Source organism: Amycolatopsis heterodermiae (genome assembly GCF_034929455.1).
Classification (GTDB): domain Bacteria; phylum Actinomycetota; class Actinomycetes; order Mycobacteriales; family Pseudonocardiaceae; genus Amycolatopsis; species Amycolatopsis heterodermiae.
Genome location: NZ_JAYFSI010000006.1, coordinates 502162 through 523688, shown reverse-complemented (window position 1 = coordinate 523688; position 21527 = coordinate 502162). Strand labels below are relative to the sequence as shown.

Genomic DNA, 21527 nt, shown 5'->3' with positions numbered 1-21527 from the left:
GTGACTGGTCCCTCCAGCGTAGTGCGGCCGGCGTCCGGACGGGGGACGGTTTTCGCCCGGCCGCCACGTTGTGTCCGATGTGGACGGACCGCGAACCTCAGGCCTGGCCTTCCGGCAGGCAGACGTTCTTCCCGGCGTAGGCGGCGAGACGCTCGTCGAAGCCATCGGCGCTGCCCGGTCTTCGGAAGTTCGGCGGATCGGGCTGCCCCGGATACTTGTCGCCGTAGAGATCGCGTACGAATTCCGCGACGGCGCACGGGTCCGGCAGCAGATCCTCGCCAAGGTAGGCCAGCACCACCACGTCTTCGCCGGACGCCGACTCGACGGCCGCGGCCCAGCCGTCGCGCTCGTCCCACAGCAGCGCCGTCTCGTGGTCCGGGAACCGCTCGAGCCGTTGTTCGAGCGCGAGGTAGGCGGTGGCGGGCACCTCGACCTCGCAGAACCAGGCGGGCGCGTCGAGCTTGCTCGCGACCGCGAGCAGGTACTGCCGCAGTCCGAGCGCCGGTGCGCCGAGTCCGTCCCGTTCCGCCATGACACCTGCCCATCCGTCGGATCCCCGGCCCGGAGATACCCCGCCACCGGCCCGCTCAACCGGGCGTTCCCCAGGTGGAGCAGCACGTCACGGCGCGTCCTCAGTGGATCGGCCGAGGGTCACCGGGCGAGCAGGGCCAGCACCTCCTCGTCGCGGGTCTGGCGGAAATCGGCGTACCACTGACCGACCGCGCGAAACTCCGGCGGCTCGACGACGCAGACGACGTCGTCGGCCTCGGGCAGCAGCGCGGCCGCGCCCGGGGCGCACACCGGCGCCGCGAAGACGAGGGTGGACGGCCTGCCGGCCCGCAGATCGCGCAGGGCGGCCCGCGCGGTGACGCCGGTGGCGAGCCCGTCGTCGACGAGGATGACGTCCCGGCCGGCGCAGACCACCGGCCCGCGTCCCGCGCGATAACGCTCGAGACGCCGGCGCGCTTCGGCCCGTTCGCGGTTTTCCGCCCGCGCCAGCCGGCCGGTGGTGAGTTTCAGCGCGTGCAGGCTCGCTTCGGCGTAGATGGCCGGGCCGTAGGGCGTCACCGCGCCGACGCCGTACTCCCGGTGCCCCGGCGCGCCGATCTTCCGCGCGACCGCGACGTCCAGCTCGGCACCGAGCACCCGCGCGACGACGGCCGCCACCGGCATCCCCCCGCGAGCGAGGCCGAGCACCAGCGGATCGGCCCACGTGCGGCGCGCGAGCTCCCGTGCCAGCCGCCGCCCGCCGTCCTCGCGGTTGGTGAACACCTGCGAAGCGGGCACGAGAAACTCCTCTCACCCGTGGTGCGCTCACGGGTGAGTGTCCTCCTCCCCCGGTGGCACCGCCGCGAGCGAAGACCGCGGGCCCGGGCGAGGAAGTCCTCGCCCGGGCCGCCGGTCTCAGAGGGTCTTCTCCAGCCGGTTGGCCAGCAGCTTGATGAAGCGGCCCGGGTCACCCAGCTCGCCGCCTTCGGCGAGCAGGGCCATTCCGTAGAGCAGCTCGGCGGTCTCGGCCAGGCCCTCGTCTTCCGGGCGCGCGGTGTGCGCCTCGCGCAGGCCCGTGACCAGGGCGTGCTCCGGGTTGAGCTCCAGGATCCGCTTGATCGGCGGCAGCTCCTGACCCATCGCGCGGTACATCTTCTCGAGCGTCGGGGTCAGGTCGTGGGTGTCGCCGACGATGCAGGCCGGGGACGTCGTCAGCCGCGACGAGAGCCGGACCTCCTTGACGTCCTCGCCCAGCGACGTGCCCATCCACGAGAGCAGGCCCTCGAAGTCCTTCTGCTGCTGCTCGCGGGCGACCTCGGTGGCCTTCTTGTCCTCGTCCGAGTCCAGGTCGACCTGGCCCTTCGCGATGGACTGGAACTGCTTGCCGTCGAAGCCCGGGACCGCGTCGACCCACATCTCGTCGATCGGGTCGGTGAGCACGAGCACCTCGTAGCCCTTGGCCCGGAATGCCTCCATGTGCGGCGAGTTCTCGACGGCCGAACGCGACTCTCCGGTCATGTAGTAGACGTGCTCCTGGCCCTCCTTCATGCGCTCGACGTACTCGCGCAGCGAGGTCGGCTTCTCGGCGTCGTGCGTCGAGGGGAACGACGAGATCTCGAGGATCGCCTCGCGGTTCTCGAAGTCGTCGAGCAGGCCTTCCTTGACCGCGCGGCCGAACTCGCGCCAGAACGTCGCGTACTTGTCGGCGTCGGAAGACATCATCGACTTGACCGTCGAGAGGACCTTCTTGACCAGGCGGCGGCGGATCAGCTGGATCTGGCGGTCCTGCTGCAGGATCTCCCGCGACACGTTCAGCGAGAGGTCCTGCGCGTCGACGACACCCTTGACGAACCGCAGGTACTCGGGGACGAGCGACTCGCAGTCGTCCATGATGAAGACGCGCTTGACGTAGAGCTGCACGCCGCGCTTGCGCTCCCGCAGGAACAGGTCCATCGGCGCGTGCGACGGCAGGAACAGCAGCGCCTGGTACTCGAACGTGCCCTCGGCCTGCAGCCGGATGGTCTCCAGCGGGTCCTGCCAGTCGTGGCTGACGTGCTTGTAGAACTCGCTGTACTCCTCTTCGGTGACCTCGCTCGACGACCGCGCCCACAGCGCCTTCATCGAGTTCACGGTCTCGACCGCCGGCTCGGCGGGCTCTTCGCCCTCGGCGGCCGGCGCGGCTTCCGCCGTCATCCGGATCGGCCAGGTGATGAAGTCCGAGTACTTCTTCACGATCTCCCGGATCTTCGCCGGGGACGTGTAGTCGTACAGCGCGTCTTCGGTGTCCTCCGGCTTGAGGTGCAGCGTGACCGCGGTGCCCTGCGGCGCGTCCTCGACCGGCTCGATCGTGTAGGTGCCTTCGCCCTCGGACTCCCAGCGGACGCCCTCGGCGCTGCCCGCGTGGCGCGTCACGAGGGTGACCTTGTCGGCGACCATGAAGCTCGCGTAGAACCCGACGCCGAACTGGCCGATCAGGTCCTGCGACGCGGCGGCGTCCTTCGCCTCCTTGAGCTTGGCGAGGAAGTCGGCGGTGCCGGACTTCGCGATCGTGCCGATGAGGCCGACGACGTCGTCGCGGGTCATGCCGATGCCGTTGTCCCGCACCGTCAGCGTGCGCTCGGCCGGGTCCGACTCGATCGTGATGTGCAGATCGGCCGTGTCCGCCACGAGGTCCTTGTCGCGGTACGACTCCAGCCGCAGCTTGTCGAGCGCGTCCGAAGCGTTCGACACCAGTTCCCGCAGGAACGTGTCCTTGTTCGAATAGATCGAATGGATCATCAGCTGGAGCAGCTGACGCGCCTCGGACTGGAACTCGAGCGTCTCGATCGGGGTGGTCACGGGCTTCCTTCCGGGTTTCGGCGAACGGCCCGATCGTACCGAGGGGGTCCGACGGTCCCGGCCGTCACCCGGCCGCGCACTTTATGAACGCAATGTAGGCGGGTGACGACGGCCGGTGTGATGCTGGCCACGCCCTGCTGCCGATCAAGGAGGATCGAGTGCCCGGACGCTTCCCCCGGCCCCGGTGGGCGGCCGCGTTCGCCGCGGCCTGCGCGCTGACCACCGGCTTCGCCGCACCCGCCGCGGCCGCGACCCCGTCGCGCGTCGTCGACCACCCCGTCCGCACCACCGGCTGCGGCCGCACCGCGCCCGTCCCGGCCGGGGTGACGACGACCCAGCACCTCACCTCGGGCGGCCTCGACCGCACGTACACCGTGCACCTGCCGGCGCACTACAACCCGCGCAGGTCGTACCCGCTGCTCCTGTCGTTCCACGGGCACAAGCGCACGTCCGCGTACCAGGAGGAGCTGTCCGGCTTCTCGGCGCTGGACGCGATCTCGGTCTACCCGCAGGGCCTCGTCGGCACCGACGGCGAGACCGCCTGGACCGGCGCGCCCTACTCGGCGGCCGCGGACGACGTCCTGCTCACCAGCGACCTCGTCACGAAGCTGCAGAAGACGTTGTGCGTCGACGCGAACCGCGTCTTCGCCGCCGGGAAGTCCAACGGCGGCGGGTTCGTCGGCGTGCTGGCCTGCCGCCTGGCGAGCCGGATCGCGGCGTTCGCCCCGGTGTCCGGCGCCTTCTACCCGCAGGGCGGCGCGTGCCACCCGAGCCGCTCGGTGCCGATCCTCGACTTCCACGGCACGGCCGACACGACCATCCCGTACACCGGCGTTCCGGAGAAGGGCCTGCCGCCGATCCCCGACTGGCTCGCCGCTTGGTCCACAAGGGACGGTTGCCGCGCGAAGCCGGTGTCGTGGACGCCGGTGAAGGGCGTGGTCGCGCAGAAGTGGCTCGGCTGCGACCGGCGCGGCACCGTCGAGCACTACCGCGTCGAGGGCGCCGGGCACGTCTGGCCGAGCACCAAGCCGAACCTCGATTCGGCCACGCCGACGGTCATCGACGCGACCCCGGTGATCTGGCGGTTCTTCCGGAGCCACCCGCTGCGCTGAAACGGGATTGACGCCCTTCGCGAAGCTCGGCGACCATGAACGGGTCGCTTCGCGGAAAGCCGCCCGGATCACCGCGATCCGGGCGGCTTTTCGCGTCCGTTCCGAAGAAAGAAGTCGCGCCATGGGGGTTCTCGTCCTCAACGCCGGTTACGAGCCGCTGCACACCGTTTCCGTCCCGCACGCCATCCGCATGCTGGTCCGGGACGTCGCCGTCGTCCACGAGGCCGAGGACGGTCTCGCGTACGGCCTGTTCCCGCGCCCGAAGATCGTGCGGTTACTGCGTTACGTCGTCATGAAGTGGCGATATACGCAGCCGCCGCGCTGGTCCCGGCGCGGTGTGCTGGCGCGCGACGGGCACCGCTGCGCCTACTGTGGCCAGCGCGCGACGACGATCGACCACGTGGTCCCGCTCAGCCGCGGCGGCGCGCGCACCGACTGGCTCAACACGGTCGCCGCGTGCGGCGGGACCGCGCGCAGCTGCAACGCCCGCAAGGCCGACAAGCTGCCCGCCGAGGCCGGCATGAAGCTGCGGATCACCCCGCGCGTTCCGTCGTGGGACCAGCTGCACCCGCTCGGCACGTGAGCGTGGCGACGGCCTGCTCGTCGGCGCGGCGGGCAGGCCGTTAAGCCGGGTGCTCGGACCGACCCGCTCTACACCGTCGCGGCGTGCGGCGGGACCGCCCACATCGTCCGTTCCGGAGCCAAGCTGCGCCCGCTCGGCGCGGGAACGCGGCTGCAGCCGGGGCGCCCGGACCGACCCGCTCAACCCATCACCGCGTGTGCGGCGGGACGGCCCGCATCGCCCTTCCCGGAACCAAGCCGCACCCCTCGGCGTGGGAACGCGGCGGCGGCCTGCTCGTCGGCGGGGCGGCGGGCAGGCCGTTAAGCTCGAACCGATCGGTCCCCGGATCCGTGTCACCGGGGAAGGCCTGGGCGAGCACCGGTACCGGAGGGTCGTCGTGACCGAGGCAGGACAGCTGATCGCCGGGCGCTACCGGCTGGTCGACCGGATCGGGCAGGGCGCGATGGGCGTCGTCTGGCGTGCCCGTGACGAGCGGCTCGACCGGGTCGTCGCGGTGAAGCAGCTGGGCTACGACCCGTCCGGCGGCGGCCAGGGCGGCCCGCGGGCGCTGCGCGAGGCGCGGCTCACCGCGCGGCTGCGGCACCCGCACGCCATCACCGTGCACGACGTCGTCGAGCACGACGGCGCGCCGTTCCTGGTCATGGAGTACCTGCCGTCGCGCAGCCTCGCGGACGTCCTGCTGGAGCGGGAAACCCTGCCGGCCGACCAGGTCGCGCGCATCGGCGAGCAGGTAGCTTCGGCGCTCGCCGCCGCGCACGCCGAAGGCATCGTGCACCGGGACGTCACGCCCGGCAACGTCCTGCTGGCCCCCGACGACGTCACGAAGATCGCCGACTTCGGCATCTCCCGCGCCACCGGCGAGGGGGCCGTGACCGGCGGCGGGTTCATCGCCGGCACCCCCGCCTACCTGGCGCCGGAAGTCGCCGGGGGCGCCGAGGCCGGGTTCCCAGCGGACGTCTTCTCCCTCGGCGCGACGCTCTACCGCGCGCTGGAGGGCACCCCGCCGTTCGGCACCGAGGACAACACCATCGTCCTGCTGCGGCGGATCGCCCAGGACGACGTCATCCCGCCGAAGCACACCGGCCCGCTGGCCGAGGTGCTCGGGCGGCTCCTGCAGCGGGATCCCGTGCAGCGGCCGGCCATGGCCGAGGTGCAGGAGCTGTTCGAAGCCGTCACCGGCGGCCGTCCGCTGCCGCCGCCCCGCGTCACCCCTCAGGTCGGGACGCGCCTGCTGCAGGTCCGCAAACCACGGCGGCGGCTCGTCCTCGCCTGCGCGGCGGGCGCGTTGCTGCTGGCCCTGGGGGTCCTCATCGGCACGGTCCTGGTGCCCGACAGCACTCCGGCGGCCGCCCCGGCACCCGTGCCGCCCACCACCGCTCCCCCGTCGACTACTCCGGTCACCACCTCCTCGACGCCGGCGGACCTCGGGTGCGCGGCCGACTACCGGGTGACGAACTCCTGGCCCGGCGGCTACCAGGTCGAGGTGACCGTCCGCAACGACCGGGCGGTCGGCCTCCTCGGCTGGCGCGTCTACTGGACCCTGCCCCGCGGCCACCACATCACCGGCCTGTGGAACGGCACCTTCACCGTCGACGGCTCGACCGTCACGGTCGACAACGCGGACTGGAACGCGAAGCTCGACGCGAACGGCTCGACGTCGTTCGGCCTGACCGCGCTGACGGGCCAGGGCAGCGGCTCCGCGCGCCCGGAGCTGACCTGCAAGACGCTCTGAGCACCCGGAAGCACCTGTCCCCCGGGGTCCGCGCTCTGCGATAGTCGGACGGTGCATCTGAGAGCCAGGCGCCGATCGCTCCGCTTCGACGGCCACACCGTCACCCTCAGCATCGCGACGAAGAGCTTGTTCATCCTCCCGGGCGACACCAAGAACACGTTCCCGGTCGAGAAGATCAGCAAGATCCAGCACACGCCGCCGACCACGTGGAAACCGGGCAAGATCGTTTTCGTGGTGCCGGACGCGAATCCGGACGTCGTGACGAACGTGCCGCTGTTCGCCGACAAGCTGGCCGGGAACACGTTCCTGTACCCGTACGGGATGCGCGCGAAGGTCGCGAAGTTCCTGGACGCCGTGGAGAAGGCGCGGCCTCAGAAGTAGCGTCCCGTCCAGTCCCGGGCCGAGCGCTCCAGGTGGTCGAGCACGGTCCGGATGTCCGGGCGCCGCGCGGTGCCCGTCCGGGTCAGCGCGAACACCTTGCGCGTCAACGGTTCCTCGAGCGGGTGGAGGCTCACCCCCAGCGGACCGTCCGGCAACGCCATGGCGGGCACCAAGGCCACGCCCGCGCCGGACGCGGCGAACGCGACGAGGACCGCGAAGTCGCTTGCCTCCGCCGTCACCGGCGGGACGAAACCCGCCGCGCCGCACGCGCGGTGGATCATCTCGCGGCAGGAGAGATCGGCGGCGGGGACGAGCCACGGATGATCCGCGAACCGCTCGAGCCGCACGGGTTCGCCGGGTGCGAGGCCGGCGGCGCGAGCCGGGTCGAGCGCCAGCAGGACCGGGTCCTCCAGCAGGCGCCGGTCCTCGCAGCGCGGCGGGATGCTGCGCGGCAGCAGCGAATAGCTGTGCACCAGCGCGATGTCGACGTCCTGGCGGCGCAACGACTCCAGCGCGTCGTCCGGCTCCTCCTGGACCAGGCGCAGCGAGACCGTCCCGGCCTCCCGGAGCCCGGCCCACGCCGACGGCAGCAGCTGCCGGGCCGCCGAGGCGAACGAGGCCAGCCGGACCGTGCCGGTGCCGCCGTTCTCGGACACGGCCGCCATCGCCGACTCCGCGGCGGCGAGGTCGTCGAGGATCACCTCGGCGTGCGAAACCAGCAGCCGCCCCGCCGGGGTGAAGGCCAGGGTGCGGCCCTGCTTCTCCAGCAGCGGCGTGCCCGCTTCGCGTTCGAGGGCGGCCAGGTGCTGCGAGACGGCCGGGCCGGTCAGGTGCAGCGCGGCCGCGGTCGCGGCCACCGTCCCGTGCTGCGAGAGGCCGTGCAGGATGCGCAGGCGGCGGAGATCCAACATTAAGTCCGGCTTTCTCTTGAGCGAAGAAACCGTAACTGGTACTTCAGCTTTGTCCGGCCGACGATAGACGCCGTGAAGCGCACTCTCAAGGCAACCCTCGCCCTGGCCGTCACCGTCGTCCTGTGGGCCTCGGCGTTCCCGGCGATCAAGGTGGGTCTCGACGGTTACGGCGTCGCCGGACTGTCGTTCGCCCGGCTCGCGGTGGCCTCGGCCGTCCTCCTGCTCGCCGCGCCGCTGCTGGGCGTACGGCGGCCGCGCGCGGCCGACCTGCCGCTGATCGCGGTGTGCGGGCTGGCCGGGATGAGCGCGTACCAGCTGCTGCTCAACTGGGGTGAGGTGCACGTCCCGGCGGGCACGGCGAGCCTGCTCGTGTCGGTGGCACCGGTGTTCAGCGTGCTGCTCGCGACGGCGTCCCTGGGCGAGCGGCTGACCGCGGCGAAGGTGGCGGGCAGCGCGGTGGCCCTCGGCGGCAGCGCGCTCATCGCGATCGGCGGCGGCCTCGGGTACACGGGCGCCGCTTGGGCCGTCCTGGCCGCCGCCGCGGTCCAGGGCGTCTACCACTTCGGCAGCAAGCCGCTGCTCAAGCGCTACACCGGGCTCGAGGTCGCCTGCTACGCGATGTGGGCCGGGACGCTGTTCCTGCTCCCGCTCGCCCCCGCGGCCCTGCGCGGTGTCGAAGCGGCGCCGCCGGGCGCGACCCTCGCCGTCGTGTTCCTCGGCGTGCTGCCCTCGGCCGCCGGGTTCGTCGCGTGGGGTTACGCCGTCGCGCGGCACACGATCGCCGTCGCGACGGGCGCGCTCTACCTCGTTCCCGCGGTCGCGCTGCTCGTGGCGTTCGCCTGGCTCGGCGAGACGCCGACCTGGGTGGACGCCGCCGGCGGTGCGCTCAGCATCGCCGGCGTCGTCCTGCTGTCCCTCAGCCGCGGACGCGGTCGAAGGGCAGCCGCAGCACCTGACCGGCCGGAACCGGCGCGTTCCGCAGGCGGATCGCGTCGAGTTCCGTCGCTGTGAGCGCACGGCGGTAGAAGCGGACTTCGTCGAACGAGCCGTTCCAGCGGTAGGCGTTGTCCAGCCGCTGGCCCAGCTGCAGCTGGAACGACACGGTCTGGCTGACCGACCCGGCGGCTGCGGCGCCGGACGCGACCTGGGTGCCGTCCACCCACAGCAGCAGCTTGCCGCCGGTCCGCTCCAGGACGACGTGGTGCCAGGCCTGGTCGTCGTAGGCCTCGGTCGACGAGACCGACGCGCTCCCGGCCGACGTCGTCATCATCGCGATCAGCCGGTGGTTCGCCGGTTCCCCGCGCAGCCAGAGCTGGGGCGCCGTCGTGCCCATCCCGCCGAGCCAGAAGAGCACCTGGTTGCCCTTGGTGGCGCCATAACGGAACCAGCCCGTCCACGTCAGGTCGCCGTCGCCCGGCGGCTGCGCCGGGTCGTACGGCACGCGGACGTAGTCGTCGACGCCGTCGAGCGTCAGGCCGCCGCCGAACCGCCCGGCCGCCACGGACGCGCCGCCCAGCACCCGGGCATCGGCGTGCCCCGAAACGTCTGGTGTGGACGGTCCGGCCGAGTTGTGCCGTCCCAGGTACTCCTCGTTGAACCGCGCGAAACGAATCTCGTCACGCGCGTCCACCGCGCCGCCTTCGTATAGGAGCCCGATGTCCGAGCGGTCGATCACCACCAGGTCCGAATAGCCGGACCAGTCCGTCGTGATCCGGGTGCCCTGCTCGGCGTTGTCCCAGGTCCGGCCGTTGTCGTAGGACGAGCGGATCATCATCCAGCGGCGGCGGTCGGTGTCCGACGGCGACGAGAACAGGAGGCGGTCGCCGACCCGGACGATCGCCCCCTGCACCATCGGCGTCACCAGGTCGGGGATGGTGGTGAAGGGCCTGGTGAACGTCTCGCCGCCGTCGCGGCTCAGGGCGTGGTCGCGGTTGCCGATGTCGGTGCCGCCCTGCTCGCGGCCGCCGGCGTAGATCGTGCCGTCGGCCAGTTCGACGACGGTGACTTCGGACGGCTTCTGCGTGTACGTCCCGCCGACCGGATGCGGGTAGCTGCTGACGGCGCCGACGTGCCAGCTGCGGCCGCCGTCGTCGCTGTAGACGAGCCCCGCGTGGTTCTCGATCGAGTTCGTGCCGTCGCTGGTCTCGGCGTTGAAGCCGAACACCAAGCGCCCGGCGTGGCGGCCGTGGGCCAGCTGGATCCCGTGCACCGGCCCCGAGGCGTACCAGGCGTCCCAGCCCGGCAGCTTCGCCTGGGCGCCGATGTCGACCGATGCCGACCACGTGCGGCCGTCGTCGTCGCTGTACTGCGAGTGCGGGGTGCGCGGGCACGGGACGTCGCACGCCTTGTCGTCGTCACGGCCCTTGTTGTACGTGGTGATCAGAACGATCCGGCCGGTGCGACTGTCCACAATGGGCACCGGGTTGCCGTGTGTGTCGCCACCGCCGCGGTTGACGACCTGCAGCGGCGACCACGTCCTGCCGCCGTCGGCCGAGCGTTTCAGCACCAGGTCGATGTCGCCGGTGTCGCCGCAGTTGTCGATGCGGCCCTCGGCGAAGGCCAGCAGCGTGCCGTGGGTGCTCTTGACGATCGCTGGAATCCGGAAGCAGCTGTAGCCGGGGTCTTGTGCGGCCTTGAACAGGACCTGCTGGTCGAACTGCGGCGCGGCCTGGGCCGGGCCGACGGCGAGCAGCGCACTCGCCACCAGGGCCACCAGCGCGGCACCTCTCCCCAGTGTTCGCATTCTCATCCCTTCAGGACGGCGACATCTCGCGAAGCGAGCCGGACCCGGCCCCGTGGCGGATCATCAGAGCAGGCCCGCCTCGGCCAGCTTCTCCTTGATCCGCAGCAGTTCCTCGTCGTCCAGCGGCAGCTGCGGCGGGGCCATGACGGCGTTGTCGATGAAGCCGCGCATCTTCATCGCGGCCTTGAACGCGCCCAGGCCGGCCGAGCCGCGGCCCATCCGGCTCGGCGGCGCCACCGACGTGATCGAGAACAGCTTCAGCAGGCGCTCCTGCTCGCGGCGCGCCGCGGCGAGGTTGCCGGACTTGAAGTGGTCGTGGACGAGGACGTACCCGACCGGGTCGACGTTGCCGAGGCCCGGGACGGCGCCGTCCGCGCCCATCGCGAGCGCCGCGTCCACGACGAGCTCGGACCCGGTGAAGACCGAGAAGGCGTCGAGACCGCGTTCGCGCTTGCCGAGCAGCACCGAACGGAACGCCGCTTCGTCGCCACTGGAGTCCTTCAGCCCGGCGATGACCCCGTCGGCGGCGAGGTCGAGCACCATCGCGCCGTCGAGCTTCGTGTGGACCGCGACCGGGATGTCGTAGGCGACGATCGGCAGCGACGTCCGCTCGCGCAGCAGCCGGAAGTGCCGGTCGATCTCGGCGACGTGCGTCCGCGTGTAGTACGGCGCGGTGACGACCACGGCGTCGGCCCCGGCGGCCTCGGCGGTCTTGATGTGCTCGGCGACCCGCAACGTCGTCATGTCGATACAGCCGGCCAGCACCGGGACGCGCCCGGCGACCTGCTCGACCGTCGTCTCGACGACCACACGACGCTGGGCGTCCGGGAGGAAGGCGACCTCGCTGGAGGAGCCGAGGACGAAGACACCGTGCACGCCGGCGTCGAGCTGGACCTCGACGTGGCGCCGCAGCGAGTCGGTGTCCACGCTGAAGTCGTCGTGGAATGGCGTGCACAGCGGCGGGACGATTCCGGCGAACTTCGGCATCAGGCGCTCACTCCGGTCGGGATCTCGGGATGGATGCAGCGGTAGGTGTGCCCGGCCTCGCCCTCGGCGACGGCGAGCGGCGGCAGGTCGGCCGCGCACTCGCCGGTCGCCTTCGGGCAGCGGGTGCGGAACGCGCAGCCGCTCGGCGGGCGGGTCGCCGACGGCACCGGGCCGGTGAGCACGATCGGCTCGACCTGGTGCAGCAGGCTGGGCGTCGCCGAGAACAGCGCCCGGGTGTACGGGTGCCGGGCGGCCTCGGGCAGCTCCGGGGCCGGGGCCTCTTCGACGATCCGGCCCAGGTACATCGTGACGATCCGGTCGCTCATCTTCTTGACCGTCTGGATGTCGTGGGAGACGAACACCATCGCCAGCCCGAGCTGTTCGCGCAGGTCGAGCAGCAGGTTGAGGATCTGGGCGCGGACCGAGACGTCGAGCGCGGACGTCGGCTCGTCGGCGACCAGCAGGGCCGGGCGCAGGGCCAGCGCGCGAGCGATCGCGACGCGCTGGCGCTGGCCGCCCGACAGCTGGCCGGGCACCGCGTCGGCGACGCTGTCGGGCAGCCCGACCAGCGTCATCAGCTCGCGGACCCGGTCGTCGCGCTCGTCCGGCGTGCCCACGCGGTGGACGTCGAGGGGGTCACGGATGATCTTGGCGACGGCCAGCCGGCGGTTGAGCGCGGTGGCCGGGTCCTGGAAGACCATGCCGACCTCGCGGCCGAAGCCGCGGCCCAGCGGCTCGCCGCGGAACCGCACGGTGCCCGCGGTCGGGCGCTGGAGGCCGACGATCACCTTCGCGAGCGTCGACTTGCCGCAGCCGGACTCGCCGACGACGCCGATGGTCTCGCCCGGGTTGACGACCAGGTGGGCGTCGGTCAGGGCGTAGACGTTGTCGTGGCCGAAGAGGTTCGCGCCGCGGATCCGGTGGACGACGTGGACGCCGTCGAGTTCGAGCAGGTTCACGCGGTCGCCTCCTTCTCGCGGGACAGGTCGACGGCCGGGAAGTGGCACGCGACGAGGTGCTCGACCGGCTCGCCGAAGCGGACCGGCGGCTCGTCGTGGCACTTCGCGCGAGCCGCCGGGCAGCGGTCGGCGAACCGGCAGCCCGCCGGGAACTCGGCCGGGGCCGGTACGACCCCCTTGATCTGGGTGAGCCGCGCCTCGTTCTCCTCCAGCGAGAGCACCGCGCTGAGCAGGCCGCGCGTGTAGTGGTGCCGCGGCGAGCCGACGACCTCGGCGGTGGTGCCCAGCTCGGCGACCTGGCCGCCGTACATGACGACGACGCGGTCGGCGATCTCCGAGACCAGCGCGAGGTCGTGGGAGACGAGGACGAGCGCGAACCCGAGCTCCTCCTGCAGCCGCAGCAGCAGCGCCATGATCTGCGCCTGCACGGTGACGTCGAGCGCGGTGGTCGGCTCGTCCGCGACGATCAGCTTCGGGTCGCGGGACAGCGCCATCGCGATCAGGACCCGCTGCCTCTGCCCGCCCGACAGCTCGTGCGGGTAGGCCCGCAGCGTCCGGCCGGGGTCGAGGTTGACCAGGTCCAGAAGCTCGGCCGGGGTGCGGGTGCCGCCGCGGCGGGTGAACTGCTTGAGCTGCGCGCGGATCGTCATCGCCGGGTTGAGCGAGCTAAGCGCGTCCTGGTAGATCATCGCGATGTCGTGGCCGAGGTGCCGCCGGCGCTCGCCGGGGCGCAACGCGAGCAGGTCGCGCTGGGCGAACCGGACCTGGCCGGTCACCGTGGCCGTCGGCGGCTGGAGGCCGAGGATCGACAGCGACGTCAGCGACTTGCCGCAGCCGGACTCGCCGATCAGGCCGAGCACCTCGCCCGCGCGCACGCTGAACGAGACGCCGTCGACGACGTTCACGCCCTCGTGGCGGCCGGGGAAGGCGATCGCCAGCCGGTCGACCTCGAGGACCGTCTCGCGGTGGTCCAGGGAGCGGGCGCGGCGGGCGAGCCGCTCCCCCGCCTCCCGCAGCCCCGCGATCGGCAGGACGGGTGCCGTGTCGGCGTCTTCACGCGCGGCGACGGCCTTCGCCACCGCGCCGGCCCGGGCGGAGCGGGCTGAGGGCGCGGCCCAGGCGTCGGACACCCGCTCGGACAGGATGTTCAGCGCCAGCACGGTGATGAGGATCAGCAGGCCGGGGAACAGCGTCGCCCACCAGCCGCCGGTGAGCACCAGGTCCTTGCCGTCGGCCAGGACCGAGCCCCACGACGGGTCCGGCGGCTGGATGCCGGCGCCGATGAACGACAGCGACGCCTCGAACACGATCGCGTCGGCCACCGTGACCGTGCAGTAGACCAGCACCGGGGCGGCGCAGTTGATCGCGACGTGCCGGGTCAGCACGAAGAACCGGCGCGCCCCGATGACGCGTTCGGCCGCGACGTAGTCCTCGCCGTACTGGGCCAGCACGTTCGCCCGGATCACCCGGGCCACCGGCGGCGTGTTGAGGAACCCGATGGCCAGGATCAGCACCAGGATCCCGTGCCCGAAGACCGCGACCAGCACCGCGGCCAGCGCGATGCCCGGGAACGCCATGACGACGTCGAGCACGCGCATCACCACCGCGTCCACCCGGCGGCCCGAGGTCGCCGCGAAGGCCCCGATCACCGCGCCGGACACGAGTGCGAGCGCCACCGCCCCCAGGCCGATGGCGAGCGACCAGCGTGTCCCGGCGACCAGCCGGGAGAAGATGTCCCGGCCGGACTGGTCGGTGCCGAACCAGTGCGCGGCGCTCGGGCCGCCGGTGTCGGTGCTCAGCGCGTCCGGGTTGTGCGTGGCGACGAGCGTGCCGACGACGGCGACGAGCAGCAGGACACCGAGGATCGCGAGCGCGGGCCAAGCTCCGCGAAGGCGCTTCACGAGTGGCTCCGCAGGCGCGGGTTGGCCATCAGGTACAGGACGTCGACGATCAGGTTGACCAGCACGAACCCGATCGCGATGGTGATCACGAAACCCTGCACCTTCGCGGTGTCGCCGTCCTTGACGGCCTGGATCATGTTCTGCCCCATTCCCGGCAGCGCGAACATCGTCTCGATGACGACCGCGCCGCCCAGCAGGTAGCCGACCCGCAGGCCGAGCACGGTCAGCGGGGTGACCAGCGCGTTGCGCAGCACGTTGCGGCCGACCACGACCACCGGCGGCAGCCCGCCGCCGCGCGCGGTGCGGACGTAGTCCTTGTCGAGCTCCTCGACCATCGACGTCCGGATCACCCGGGTCAGCTGCGCCGCGACCGGCAGCGCGAGGGAGATCGCGGGCAGCGTCAGCGAGTTCAGCCAGCCGCCGAAGGAGTCGGCCGGGCTGACGTACCCGCTGGTCGGGAAGAGCCCGCGGTCGACGGCCAGCCACTGAACCAGCAACAACGCCACCCAGAACGCCGGGGCGGCGACTCCGGCGAGCGTCACGATCCGGATCAGCTTGTCCGGCCAGCGGTCGCGGAACAGCGCCGACGTCACGCCGAGCACCAGCGAGGCCACCAGCGCGAGGACCAGGCCGAGCAGGGTCAGCTGCACGGTCAGCGGCAGCGCGGTGGCGATGGTCTCGCCGACCGGCTGCTTGGTGATCACGCTCGTGCCGAAGTCCCCCTGGACCAGGTGCCAGACGAAGTGCACGTACTGCAGGGGCAGCGGGTCGAGCAGGCCGTTCTCCAGCCGGAACCGCTGCAGCTGCTCGGCGGTGGCGTTCGCGCCGTCGAACGCGGCGAGCGCCGGGTCGGTCGGCGCGAACCGCATCACGACGAAGACGAACAGGATCACGCCGAGCAGCAGCGGGATCAGGGCGAGGACGCGGCTCAGCAGCATCCGCACGACGACGACCACGGGGGTTCTCCTCGCTCAGGCCGGCTTGGCCTGGTTCAGGTAGATGCCCGGGTAACCCTGGGCGCGCACGCCGCTGATCGCCTTCGGGTCCCACGCGGTACCGAGCTGGGTGAACACCACCGGGTAGATGACGGCCTGCTCGGAGATCCGGTCGAGCAGCTGCTTGTTGAGGGCCGTCCGCTTGGCTTCGTCCGCCTCCGCCGCGGCCTGGTCCTGCAGGGCCAGCAGCGACTGGGCGTCCGGGCCGGTCCATCGGGCGTACTTGCTGGTGAGGATGGACTTGGCGTCGTAGTAGTAGCGGATGAGCAGGTCCGGGTCGTTGCCGAACTGCATCGGGTTGTTGGTCGTCGCGACGACCTGGAAGTCGGTGCCCGCGTCCAGCTTGGAGAACAGCGCCTTGGTGTCCTGGGAGTCCAAAGTGGTCTGGACGCCGATCGCGTCCCAGCCCTCCTTGATCACCTTGACGCAGTCGGCGACCAGCGAGGTGTTCGTCGTCGAGAGCGTCACCCTGAGCCCGCTGACGCCGGCCTGCTGCAGCAGCTGCTTCGCCTTGTCCGGGTTGTAGGCGAAGTCCTGCGACGCCGGCTGCGAGGACGGCAGCTTCGGGTTGATGAACGACGTCCCCGGCGAGCCCGCGCCTTTCAGCCCGATCTCGACCATCTTCTTCTTGTCGATGGCGTAGTGCAGGGCCTGGCGAACCAGGTTGCTGTCGAACGGCTTGTGCTGGGTGTTGAACAGCAGGAACAGGTTGTTGCCGCCGTCGGCGAACTCGACCGTCCGGCCCGCCGCGCGGAGCTGGTCGGCGTTGGCGGCGGGGATGTTCTCGACGATCTGCGCGTCCGGCTTCGCCCCGGAGATCGCGGCGACGCGCGGCGCGGAGTCCACGATGGACTTCCACAGCATCTTGTCGTAGGCCGCCGGGCGCGGGCCGTTGTAGTCGGCGAACTTTTCGAAGCTCGTGTGCGACAGCGGTGCCTGCTCGACGACCTTGTACGGGCCGGAGCCGACGACCTTGCCCGCCGCGGCGTCGGCCCACTTGCCGTCGTAGACGTGTTTGGGGACGATCTTGCAGCACTGGATCCGCTGCAGCGCGTAGGGGAACGGGAACTTGAGGACGAACTCGACCGAGCGGTCGCCGGTCTTGCGCACCTCCTGCAGCCAGGTGGAGAAGAAGCTGTGGATCAGCACGTTCTCCTTGTCGTCGAGGGCCCGCGCGTAGGTGAAGACGACGTCGTCGGCGGTGACCGGCCGGCCGTCGTGCCACTTCGCGCCGTCGCGGAGGTCGAACTTGAGGCTCGTGCCGCTCGCGTCGGGCAGGGCCTTCGCCAGGCCGGGGAACGGCGCGCGGGTGATCGGGTCACCCTCCACGAGGGACTCGTAGCAGTGCAGGATCGCGGCCATCGAGAAGGCCGACGCGGTCTGCAGTGGGTCCCACGTCTGGTTGTTGCCGTAGCCGATCACGGCGGTCAAGGAACCCGCCGAGCTGCCGGTCTTGTTGGTGGACGCGGGTCCGCCACACGCGGCGAGCACGGTGGGGAACGCCAGGGCCGCGCCGGCGAAGGTGGTGTAGCGCAGCAACTGGCGGCGGCTGAGCGACGGGCTCTGGGACATCGCTGTCTCCTGCGGGCCTCGAACGGTAGGACATGGGACGTCCTATGACCGGCGTGAGCCTAGGATGGCTTGGCGTGCCGGTCAAGAGTTCTGGACGTATGACGTAGGATGTCCTCTCACGACGCATCCGGGGAGGACAGCAGTGGCCCGTCCGCAGCGCAGCGAAGAGATCACCAAGCGCATCATCGACCTGATCGTCGAACGGGAGCTCCCGCCGGGCGCGCCGATGCCGACCGAGCTGAGCCTCATGGAGGACATCGGGGTCAGCCGCAACTCGATCCGCGAGGCGATCAAGGCCCTGCAGGCCCTCGGCATCGTCGAGATCCGCCACGGTTACGGCACGTTCGTCGGCTCGGCGGGTTCGGAGTCGCTGCAGACGTGGCTGCTGTTCCGCACCCGGGCCCGCGGCGCGACCGACGTCGGCCGGCTGCGCGACCTGCTGGAGGTCCGCGAAATGCTGGAGACGGAGCTGACCCGCCGCGTCGCCGTCGACCATCGGCCGGAGCTGGTCGAGCAGCTGCAGTCGTGCGTCGCCCGGATGCGCCGCAAGGGCCCGGACGCTGCGGAGGCCGACCGCGAGTTCCACGACCTGATCTGCGCGGAGGCCGGTTTCGACCTGGCCCGCGAGCTGACGGGCTTGTTCTGGGACGTCTACCGCATCGCGGAGAGCGAGCTGGGCGGCCCGGCGGGCTCCCCGACGGCGACGGCCAAGCGGCACCAGGTGATCGTCGACGCGCTCCTGCTGCGCGACGCGGATGCCGCGGCGGAGGCGGTGCACCGGCACTTCGACGAGGTCCGCAAACGCGCGAAAGCGGGCCCGTACGGCGGTTTCGGCGTCGCCCGCCCTGTGCCTGCCGCGCTTTCCTGACTCTGCCCCGGCTCCCTGCGGTTCTGACTCTCGGTGGTTGACCCGTTCGAGGTAACTTCCGGAAGTACGAGAACCGGGCTCAACGGTCCCGGCGTCTGGCTCGTCGTAGTGGTGATCAACCACCACGAGGAGGAGCCAGTGCGAAGAACTCTTTCGGTGCTCGCGGTTGTGCTCGCCGGCCAGGCGGGCCTGACCGGGCTCGCCCCGCCACCCGCGGGTGCGGCGGCCCGGGCGTCCACCGCCACGCTCGTCACCGGTGACCGCGTCACCGTCCGGACCGCTCCGGACGGGCGGGACACCTTCGAGGTCCTGCCGGCCGCGGCCAAGGGCATGGCGCGGGCGCTCGTCCACCTGCGCCTCGGCGGCCGTGACTACGAGGTTCCCGGCACCGCGCTCCCCTACCTCGGGCGCGGTCTCGACCTGAGCCTGTTCGACGTCAAGGCGCTGCTGGCCGGCGGCCAGGTCGACACCCCGAAACCCGATTTCGGCGCGGCGCTGGCGAAACAGTTCAAGGAGGACAACGCTCGCGGCCACTTCGGCGGGCAAGGGCTCTTCGCCGACGGCGCAAGCTATGCGCTGAAGGGCGCGAAACAGCCGAAAGCGCAGCCGCGGTCGGTGATGCGCACGGTTTCGGTGGACGCCACCGACATCGGCGGGAAGCCCGCCGACACCGGGATCGCGTTCCTCTACAACACCGACGACGGCAACGTCCTCGACGGCGGCGAGAACTACAACTACTTCACCGGCGGAACGGCGAAGTTCAGCGCCCCGGACGGGAACTACAGCGCGCTCGGCGTCTTCTGGACCGCCGACGCCGACGGCAACCCGACCGAGCTGCGCTTCAGCGCGCAGCCCGAGTTCGCGGTGAAGGCCGACACGACCGTCCGCGTCGACGCGAAGCGCGCCACCAGCAAGCTGACCTGGGTGACCCCGCGCCCCGCGCTGCTCGACGACACCGGGTTCCTGTTCCGCCGGGCCGCGAAGACCGGGCCGGCCCTGCTCGTCGACTTCGACGCCGGTCCCGGCGTGCCGATCTCCGTTTCCCCGACGGCGAAACCCGTCACCACCGGCGCGCTGCAGACGTACCCGTACAGCAGGCTCGTGTCCCCGCCCGGACCCGGCACGCCGTACGAATACGTGCTGCAGAAGGCGAGTGCGGGCACGATCCCGCAGCAGCGGTACGTCATCACGGCGAAGGACGTCGCCACGGTCGACGCCACCTACTACAGCGAGTACGCCTCGGCCGGCCTGCGCCAGCGCAGCGGCATGTTCGCCTTCGAGGACGGCGGCGGGCGGCCGTCGCACCCGATCGACCTGCCCCGCCGGCAGACCGAGTACGTCTCGGCCGCGCCGGACCTCGTCTGGTTCGGCGGGGTCTCGAAGTACGTCCTGCCGGGGCCGTTCCCCGGCTGGGCGGGCGGCCAGTACGAGGCGTTCCACGGCTACCGGGGCGGCACCGCCGTCACCGAGGGCTGGAACCGGTTCCCGCTGCACCCGGCCGGCGCCGTCGCCCTGGAGCCGCTCGACCACGCGACCGTCTACACCCAACCGGCCGCGACGCGCGCCGGCGACCTGCTGCGGTTCGCGATCACGCCGTTCAGCGACAACGAACCCGGCCACACCGGGTTCGGCTACTACGGCGAGGTCCGCGACACGATCACCGGGCACTACACGCTGACCCAGGACGGCACGACGGTCGCCGAGGGCGATCCCGTCGGCGGCTTCGCGCTGAACCTGGAGCAGGAGGTGGGTGCCGGGCCGTCGACGCTGGGGCTGACGCTCGACGCGGGCCGCACCGGCCCGATGTACAACCAGAGCACGGCCAGCCACACCGAGTGGACGTGGAAGTCGCAGCACGTCGACGGCGTCACCCTCCCGCAGGCGCTGTACTGCGCACGCGGGGCGGACGGGCCGGACCGGTCCTGCGCGGTCGAACCGTTGCTGACGCTGGGCTACGCGGTCGGCGGGCTCCGGCCGGACGGCTCCACCGCGTCCGGGCCGCAGGGTCTCGACCTCAGTGCCGGGCACCTGCAACTGGGCGCCGCGAGTGCGATCACGGGGGCGACCGTGCAGTACTCAACCGACGGTACGACCTGGCGGGACGCGGCCGTCACCGCCCGCGGGAACGGCGTCTACCACGCGGACTTCGTCGCGACCACGGACACCTTCCGCGGCACGGACGTCTCGCTGCGGGTCACGGCGTCCGACGCCGCCGGAGCGACCATCGCGGAGACGATCACCGCCGCCTACCACGTCTACGCGTCCTGAGAGGAGTGTCCACTGTGTACATCAGAAAACTCGGTGTGCTGATTGCCTTGTGCGCGGCGACGATCGCACTGGCGCCGGCCGCGTCCGCCGCGCCTGCGCCACGCGCGGCCTGTCCCGACACGGGACCGGGCGTCTTGCGCTGCCTCACCACGTTCACGCCGGGGGCCACCCGTGCCCTGGCCGACGGCCCGGCCGGCTGGGGTGCCGACGACCTGGCCTCGACCTACCGGCTGCCCGCGGGCACCGGGCCCGGCACGGTCGTCGGCATCTCGATCGCCTACGACGCGCCCAATCTGGAGGCCGACCTCGCCACCTACCGGGCGCAGTACGGCCTGCCGCCGTGCACCACGGCGAACGGCTGCTTCCGGAAGGTGAACCAGCAGGGCGGTGCGGCGCCGTTGCCGGAAGCCGACTTCGGCTGGGCGGTGGAGTCCACTTTGGACGTCTCGATGGTGTCCGCGGCGTGCCCGTCGTGCCGGATCGTCGTCGTGGAGGGCACCACGCCCGGGTTCGCCGACCTCGCGGAGACCGAGGACACGGCCGTCCGGCTGGGCGCGAAGGTGGTGTCGAACAGCTACGGATCCCGGGAAGGCGGCGCGCAACTGGCGTTCGCGAGCCACTACCAGCACGTGGGCGTAACGGTGGTGGCCTCCTCGGGCGACTCCGGGTTCACCGCGGCGAGCTACCCGGCGGCGCTGGCGACGACCGTCGCGGTCGGCGGGACATCACTGGCGAGGAACCCGGACTCCCCGCGTGGCTGGGAAGAACAGGCGTGGACCTACGGCGGCAGCGGCTGCTCGGCCTACGTCGCGAAACCGAAGTGGCAGAAGGACACTCACTGCGGCAAGCGGGCGGTCGCGGACGTCTCGGCGGTCGCCGACGGCCTGGCGATCTACAACACCGACGCGGGTGGCTGGCTGCCGGTGTACGGCACCAGCGCGTCGGCGCCGTTCGTCGCCGGGCTGTACGGCCGGTCCGGCCGCGCGGGGGTCGCGCAACCGGCTGATCTCTACGCACGGGCAGCACAGTTCACCGACGTCACGGCAGGGAACAACGACCCGGTGGGCGGCGGCGCGAAATGCGGCGGCGACTACCTGTGCGTGGCCGGTGCGGGGTACGACGCCCCGACCGGCGTCGGCGTCCCGAACGGCCTCGGCGGGTTCTGATTGACCGGTGACGGCCTCCCCG

At 71.7% G+C, this 21527-nt stretch carries 18 protein-coding genes; 8 read left to right on the top strand and 10 right to left on the bottom strand.

Annotated features, from left to right (window positions below; translation table 11 throughout):
• Positions 1 to 97 precede the first annotated feature (97 nt).
• The 3 genes from VA596_RS27490 to htpG form a co-directional block, all read right to left on the bottom strand.
• Positions 98 to 532: a DUF6292 family protein gene (locus VA596_RS27490; RefSeq protein ID WP_323331054.1), complete on the bottom strand. Its 435-nt coding sequence runs from the start codon at positions 530 to 532 to the stop codon at positions 98 to 100.
• 119 nt (positions 533 to 651) lie between these two features.
• Positions 652 to 1287 carry a phosphoribosyltransferase gene (locus VA596_RS27485; RefSeq protein WP_323331053.1) on the bottom strand — a complete coding sequence of 212 codons (636 nt, stop codon included), beginning with the start codon at positions 1285 to 1287 and terminating at the stop codon, positions 652 to 654.
• Between the two features lie 117 nt (positions 1288 to 1404).
• Positions 1405 to 3327 carry a molecular chaperone HtpG gene (gene htpG / locus VA596_RS27480; RefSeq protein ID WP_323331052.1) on the bottom strand — a complete coding sequence of 641 codons (1923 nt, stop codon included), beginning with the start codon at positions 3325 to 3327 and terminating at the stop codon, positions 1405 to 1407.
• 158 nt (positions 3328 to 3485) lie between these two features.
• Between htpG and VA596_RS27475 the strand changes: the two genes are divergently transcribed.
• The 4 genes from VA596_RS27475 to VA596_RS27460 all read left to right on the top strand — a co-directional run bounded on the left by VA596_RS27475 (position 3486) and on the right by VA596_RS27460 (position 7135).
• Positions 3486 to 4439, top strand: coding sequence for a CE1 family esterase (locus VA596_RS27475; RefSeq protein ID WP_323331051.1), 954 nt, complete (start codon positions 3486 to 3488; stop codon positions 4437 to 4439).
• A gap of 121 nt (positions 4440 to 4560) precedes the next feature.
• Entirely contained in the window at positions 4561 to 5022 is a 462-nt protein-coding gene (locus VA596_RS27470; protein WP_323331050.1) for an HNH endonuclease, read from the top strand.
• A 376-nt stretch (positions 5023 to 5398) separates the two neighbouring features.
• Complete coding sequence (locus VA596_RS27465; protein ID WP_323331049.1) at positions 5399 to 6754, top strand: protein kinase domain-containing protein; 1356 nt, start codon at positions 5399 to 5401, stop codon at positions 6752 to 6754.
• A gap of 51 nt (positions 6755 to 6805) precedes the next feature.
• Entirely contained in the window at positions 6806 to 7135 is a 330-nt protein-coding gene (locus VA596_RS27460) for a hypothetical protein (RefSeq protein ID WP_323331048.1), read from the top strand.
• Here VA596_RS27460 and VA596_RS27455 read toward each other — a convergent pair.
• A complete protein-coding gene (locus VA596_RS27455; protein WP_323331047.1) occupies positions 7126 to 8046 on the bottom strand; it encodes a LysR family transcriptional regulator in 921 nt (306 codons plus the stop codon). The two genes, VA596_RS27460 and VA596_RS27455, sit on opposite strands and share 10 nt — an antisense overlap.
• 72 nt (positions 8047 to 8118) lie before the next feature.
• On the opposite strand from VA596_RS27455, the gene VA596_RS27450 reads away from it, so the two are divergent.
• Positions 8119 to 9057: a DMT family transporter gene (locus VA596_RS27450; protein WP_323331046.1), complete on the top strand. Its 939-nt coding sequence runs from the start codon at positions 8119 to 8121 to the stop codon at positions 9055 to 9057.
• Here the strand turns inward: VA596_RS27450 and VA596_RS27445 are convergent.
• From VA596_RS27445 to VA596_RS27420, 6 genes are all read right to left on the bottom strand, one after another.
• Complete coding sequence (locus VA596_RS27445; RefSeq protein WP_323331045.1) at positions 8963 to 10789, bottom strand: sialidase family protein; 1827 nt, start codon at positions 10787 to 10789, stop codon at positions 8963 to 8965. The two genes, VA596_RS27450 and VA596_RS27445, sit on opposite strands and share 95 nt — an antisense overlap.
• Before the next feature lie 63 nt (positions 10790 to 10852).
• Complete coding sequence (locus VA596_RS27440) at positions 10853 to 11776, bottom strand: dihydrodipicolinate synthase family protein (RefSeq protein ID WP_323331044.1); 924 nt, start codon at positions 11774 to 11776, stop codon at positions 10853 to 10855.
• Positions 11776 to 12735, bottom strand: coding sequence for an ABC transporter ATP-binding protein (locus tag VA596_RS27435; RefSeq protein WP_323331043.1), 960 nt, complete (start codon positions 12733 to 12735; stop codon positions 11776 to 11778). Before VA596_RS27435 ends, VA596_RS27440 begins: the two co-directional genes overlap by 1 nt.
• Positions 12732 to 14636, bottom strand: coding sequence for a dipeptide/oligopeptide/nickel ABC transporter permease/ATP-binding protein (locus VA596_RS27430; protein WP_323331042.1), 1905 nt, complete (start codon positions 14634 to 14636; stop codon positions 12732 to 12734). The genes VA596_RS27435 and VA596_RS27430 overlap by 4 nt, the downstream gene beginning before the upstream one ends.
• Entirely contained in the window at positions 14633 to 15592 is a 960-nt protein-coding gene (locus VA596_RS27425) for an ABC transporter permease (RefSeq protein WP_323331041.1), read from the bottom strand. Before VA596_RS27425 ends, VA596_RS27430 begins: the two co-directional genes overlap by 4 nt.
• A gap of 15 nt (positions 15593 to 15607) precedes the next feature.
• Complete coding sequence (locus tag VA596_RS27420) at positions 15608 to 17203, bottom strand: ABC transporter substrate-binding protein (protein WP_323331040.1); 1596 nt, start codon at positions 17201 to 17203, stop codon at positions 15608 to 15610.
• 142 nt (positions 17204 to 17345) lie between these two features.
• Here VA596_RS27420 and VA596_RS27415 point away from each other — a divergent pair, with 142 nt between their 5' ends.
• The 3 genes from VA596_RS27415 to VA596_RS27405 all read left to right on the top strand — a co-directional run bounded on the left by VA596_RS27415 (position 17346) and on the right by VA596_RS27405 (position 21505).
• Positions 17346 to 18071 carry a FadR/GntR family transcriptional regulator gene (locus VA596_RS27415; RefSeq protein WP_323331039.1) on the top strand — a complete coding sequence of 242 codons (726 nt, stop codon included), beginning with the start codon at positions 17346 to 17348 and terminating at the stop codon, positions 18069 to 18071.
• A 138-nt stretch (positions 18072 to 18209) separates the two neighbouring features.
• Complete coding sequence (locus VA596_RS27410) at positions 18210 to 20339, top strand: hypothetical protein (protein ID WP_323331038.1); 2130 nt, start codon at positions 18210 to 18212, stop codon at positions 20337 to 20339.
• A 35-nt stretch (positions 20340 to 20374) separates the two neighbouring features.
• On the top strand, positions 20375 to 21505 hold the full coding sequence (locus VA596_RS27405; RefSeq protein WP_323331037.1) for a S53 family peptidase: 1131 nt from the start codon (positions 20375 to 20377) through the stop codon (positions 21503 to 21505).
• Positions 21506 to 21527: the final 22 nt, after the last annotated feature.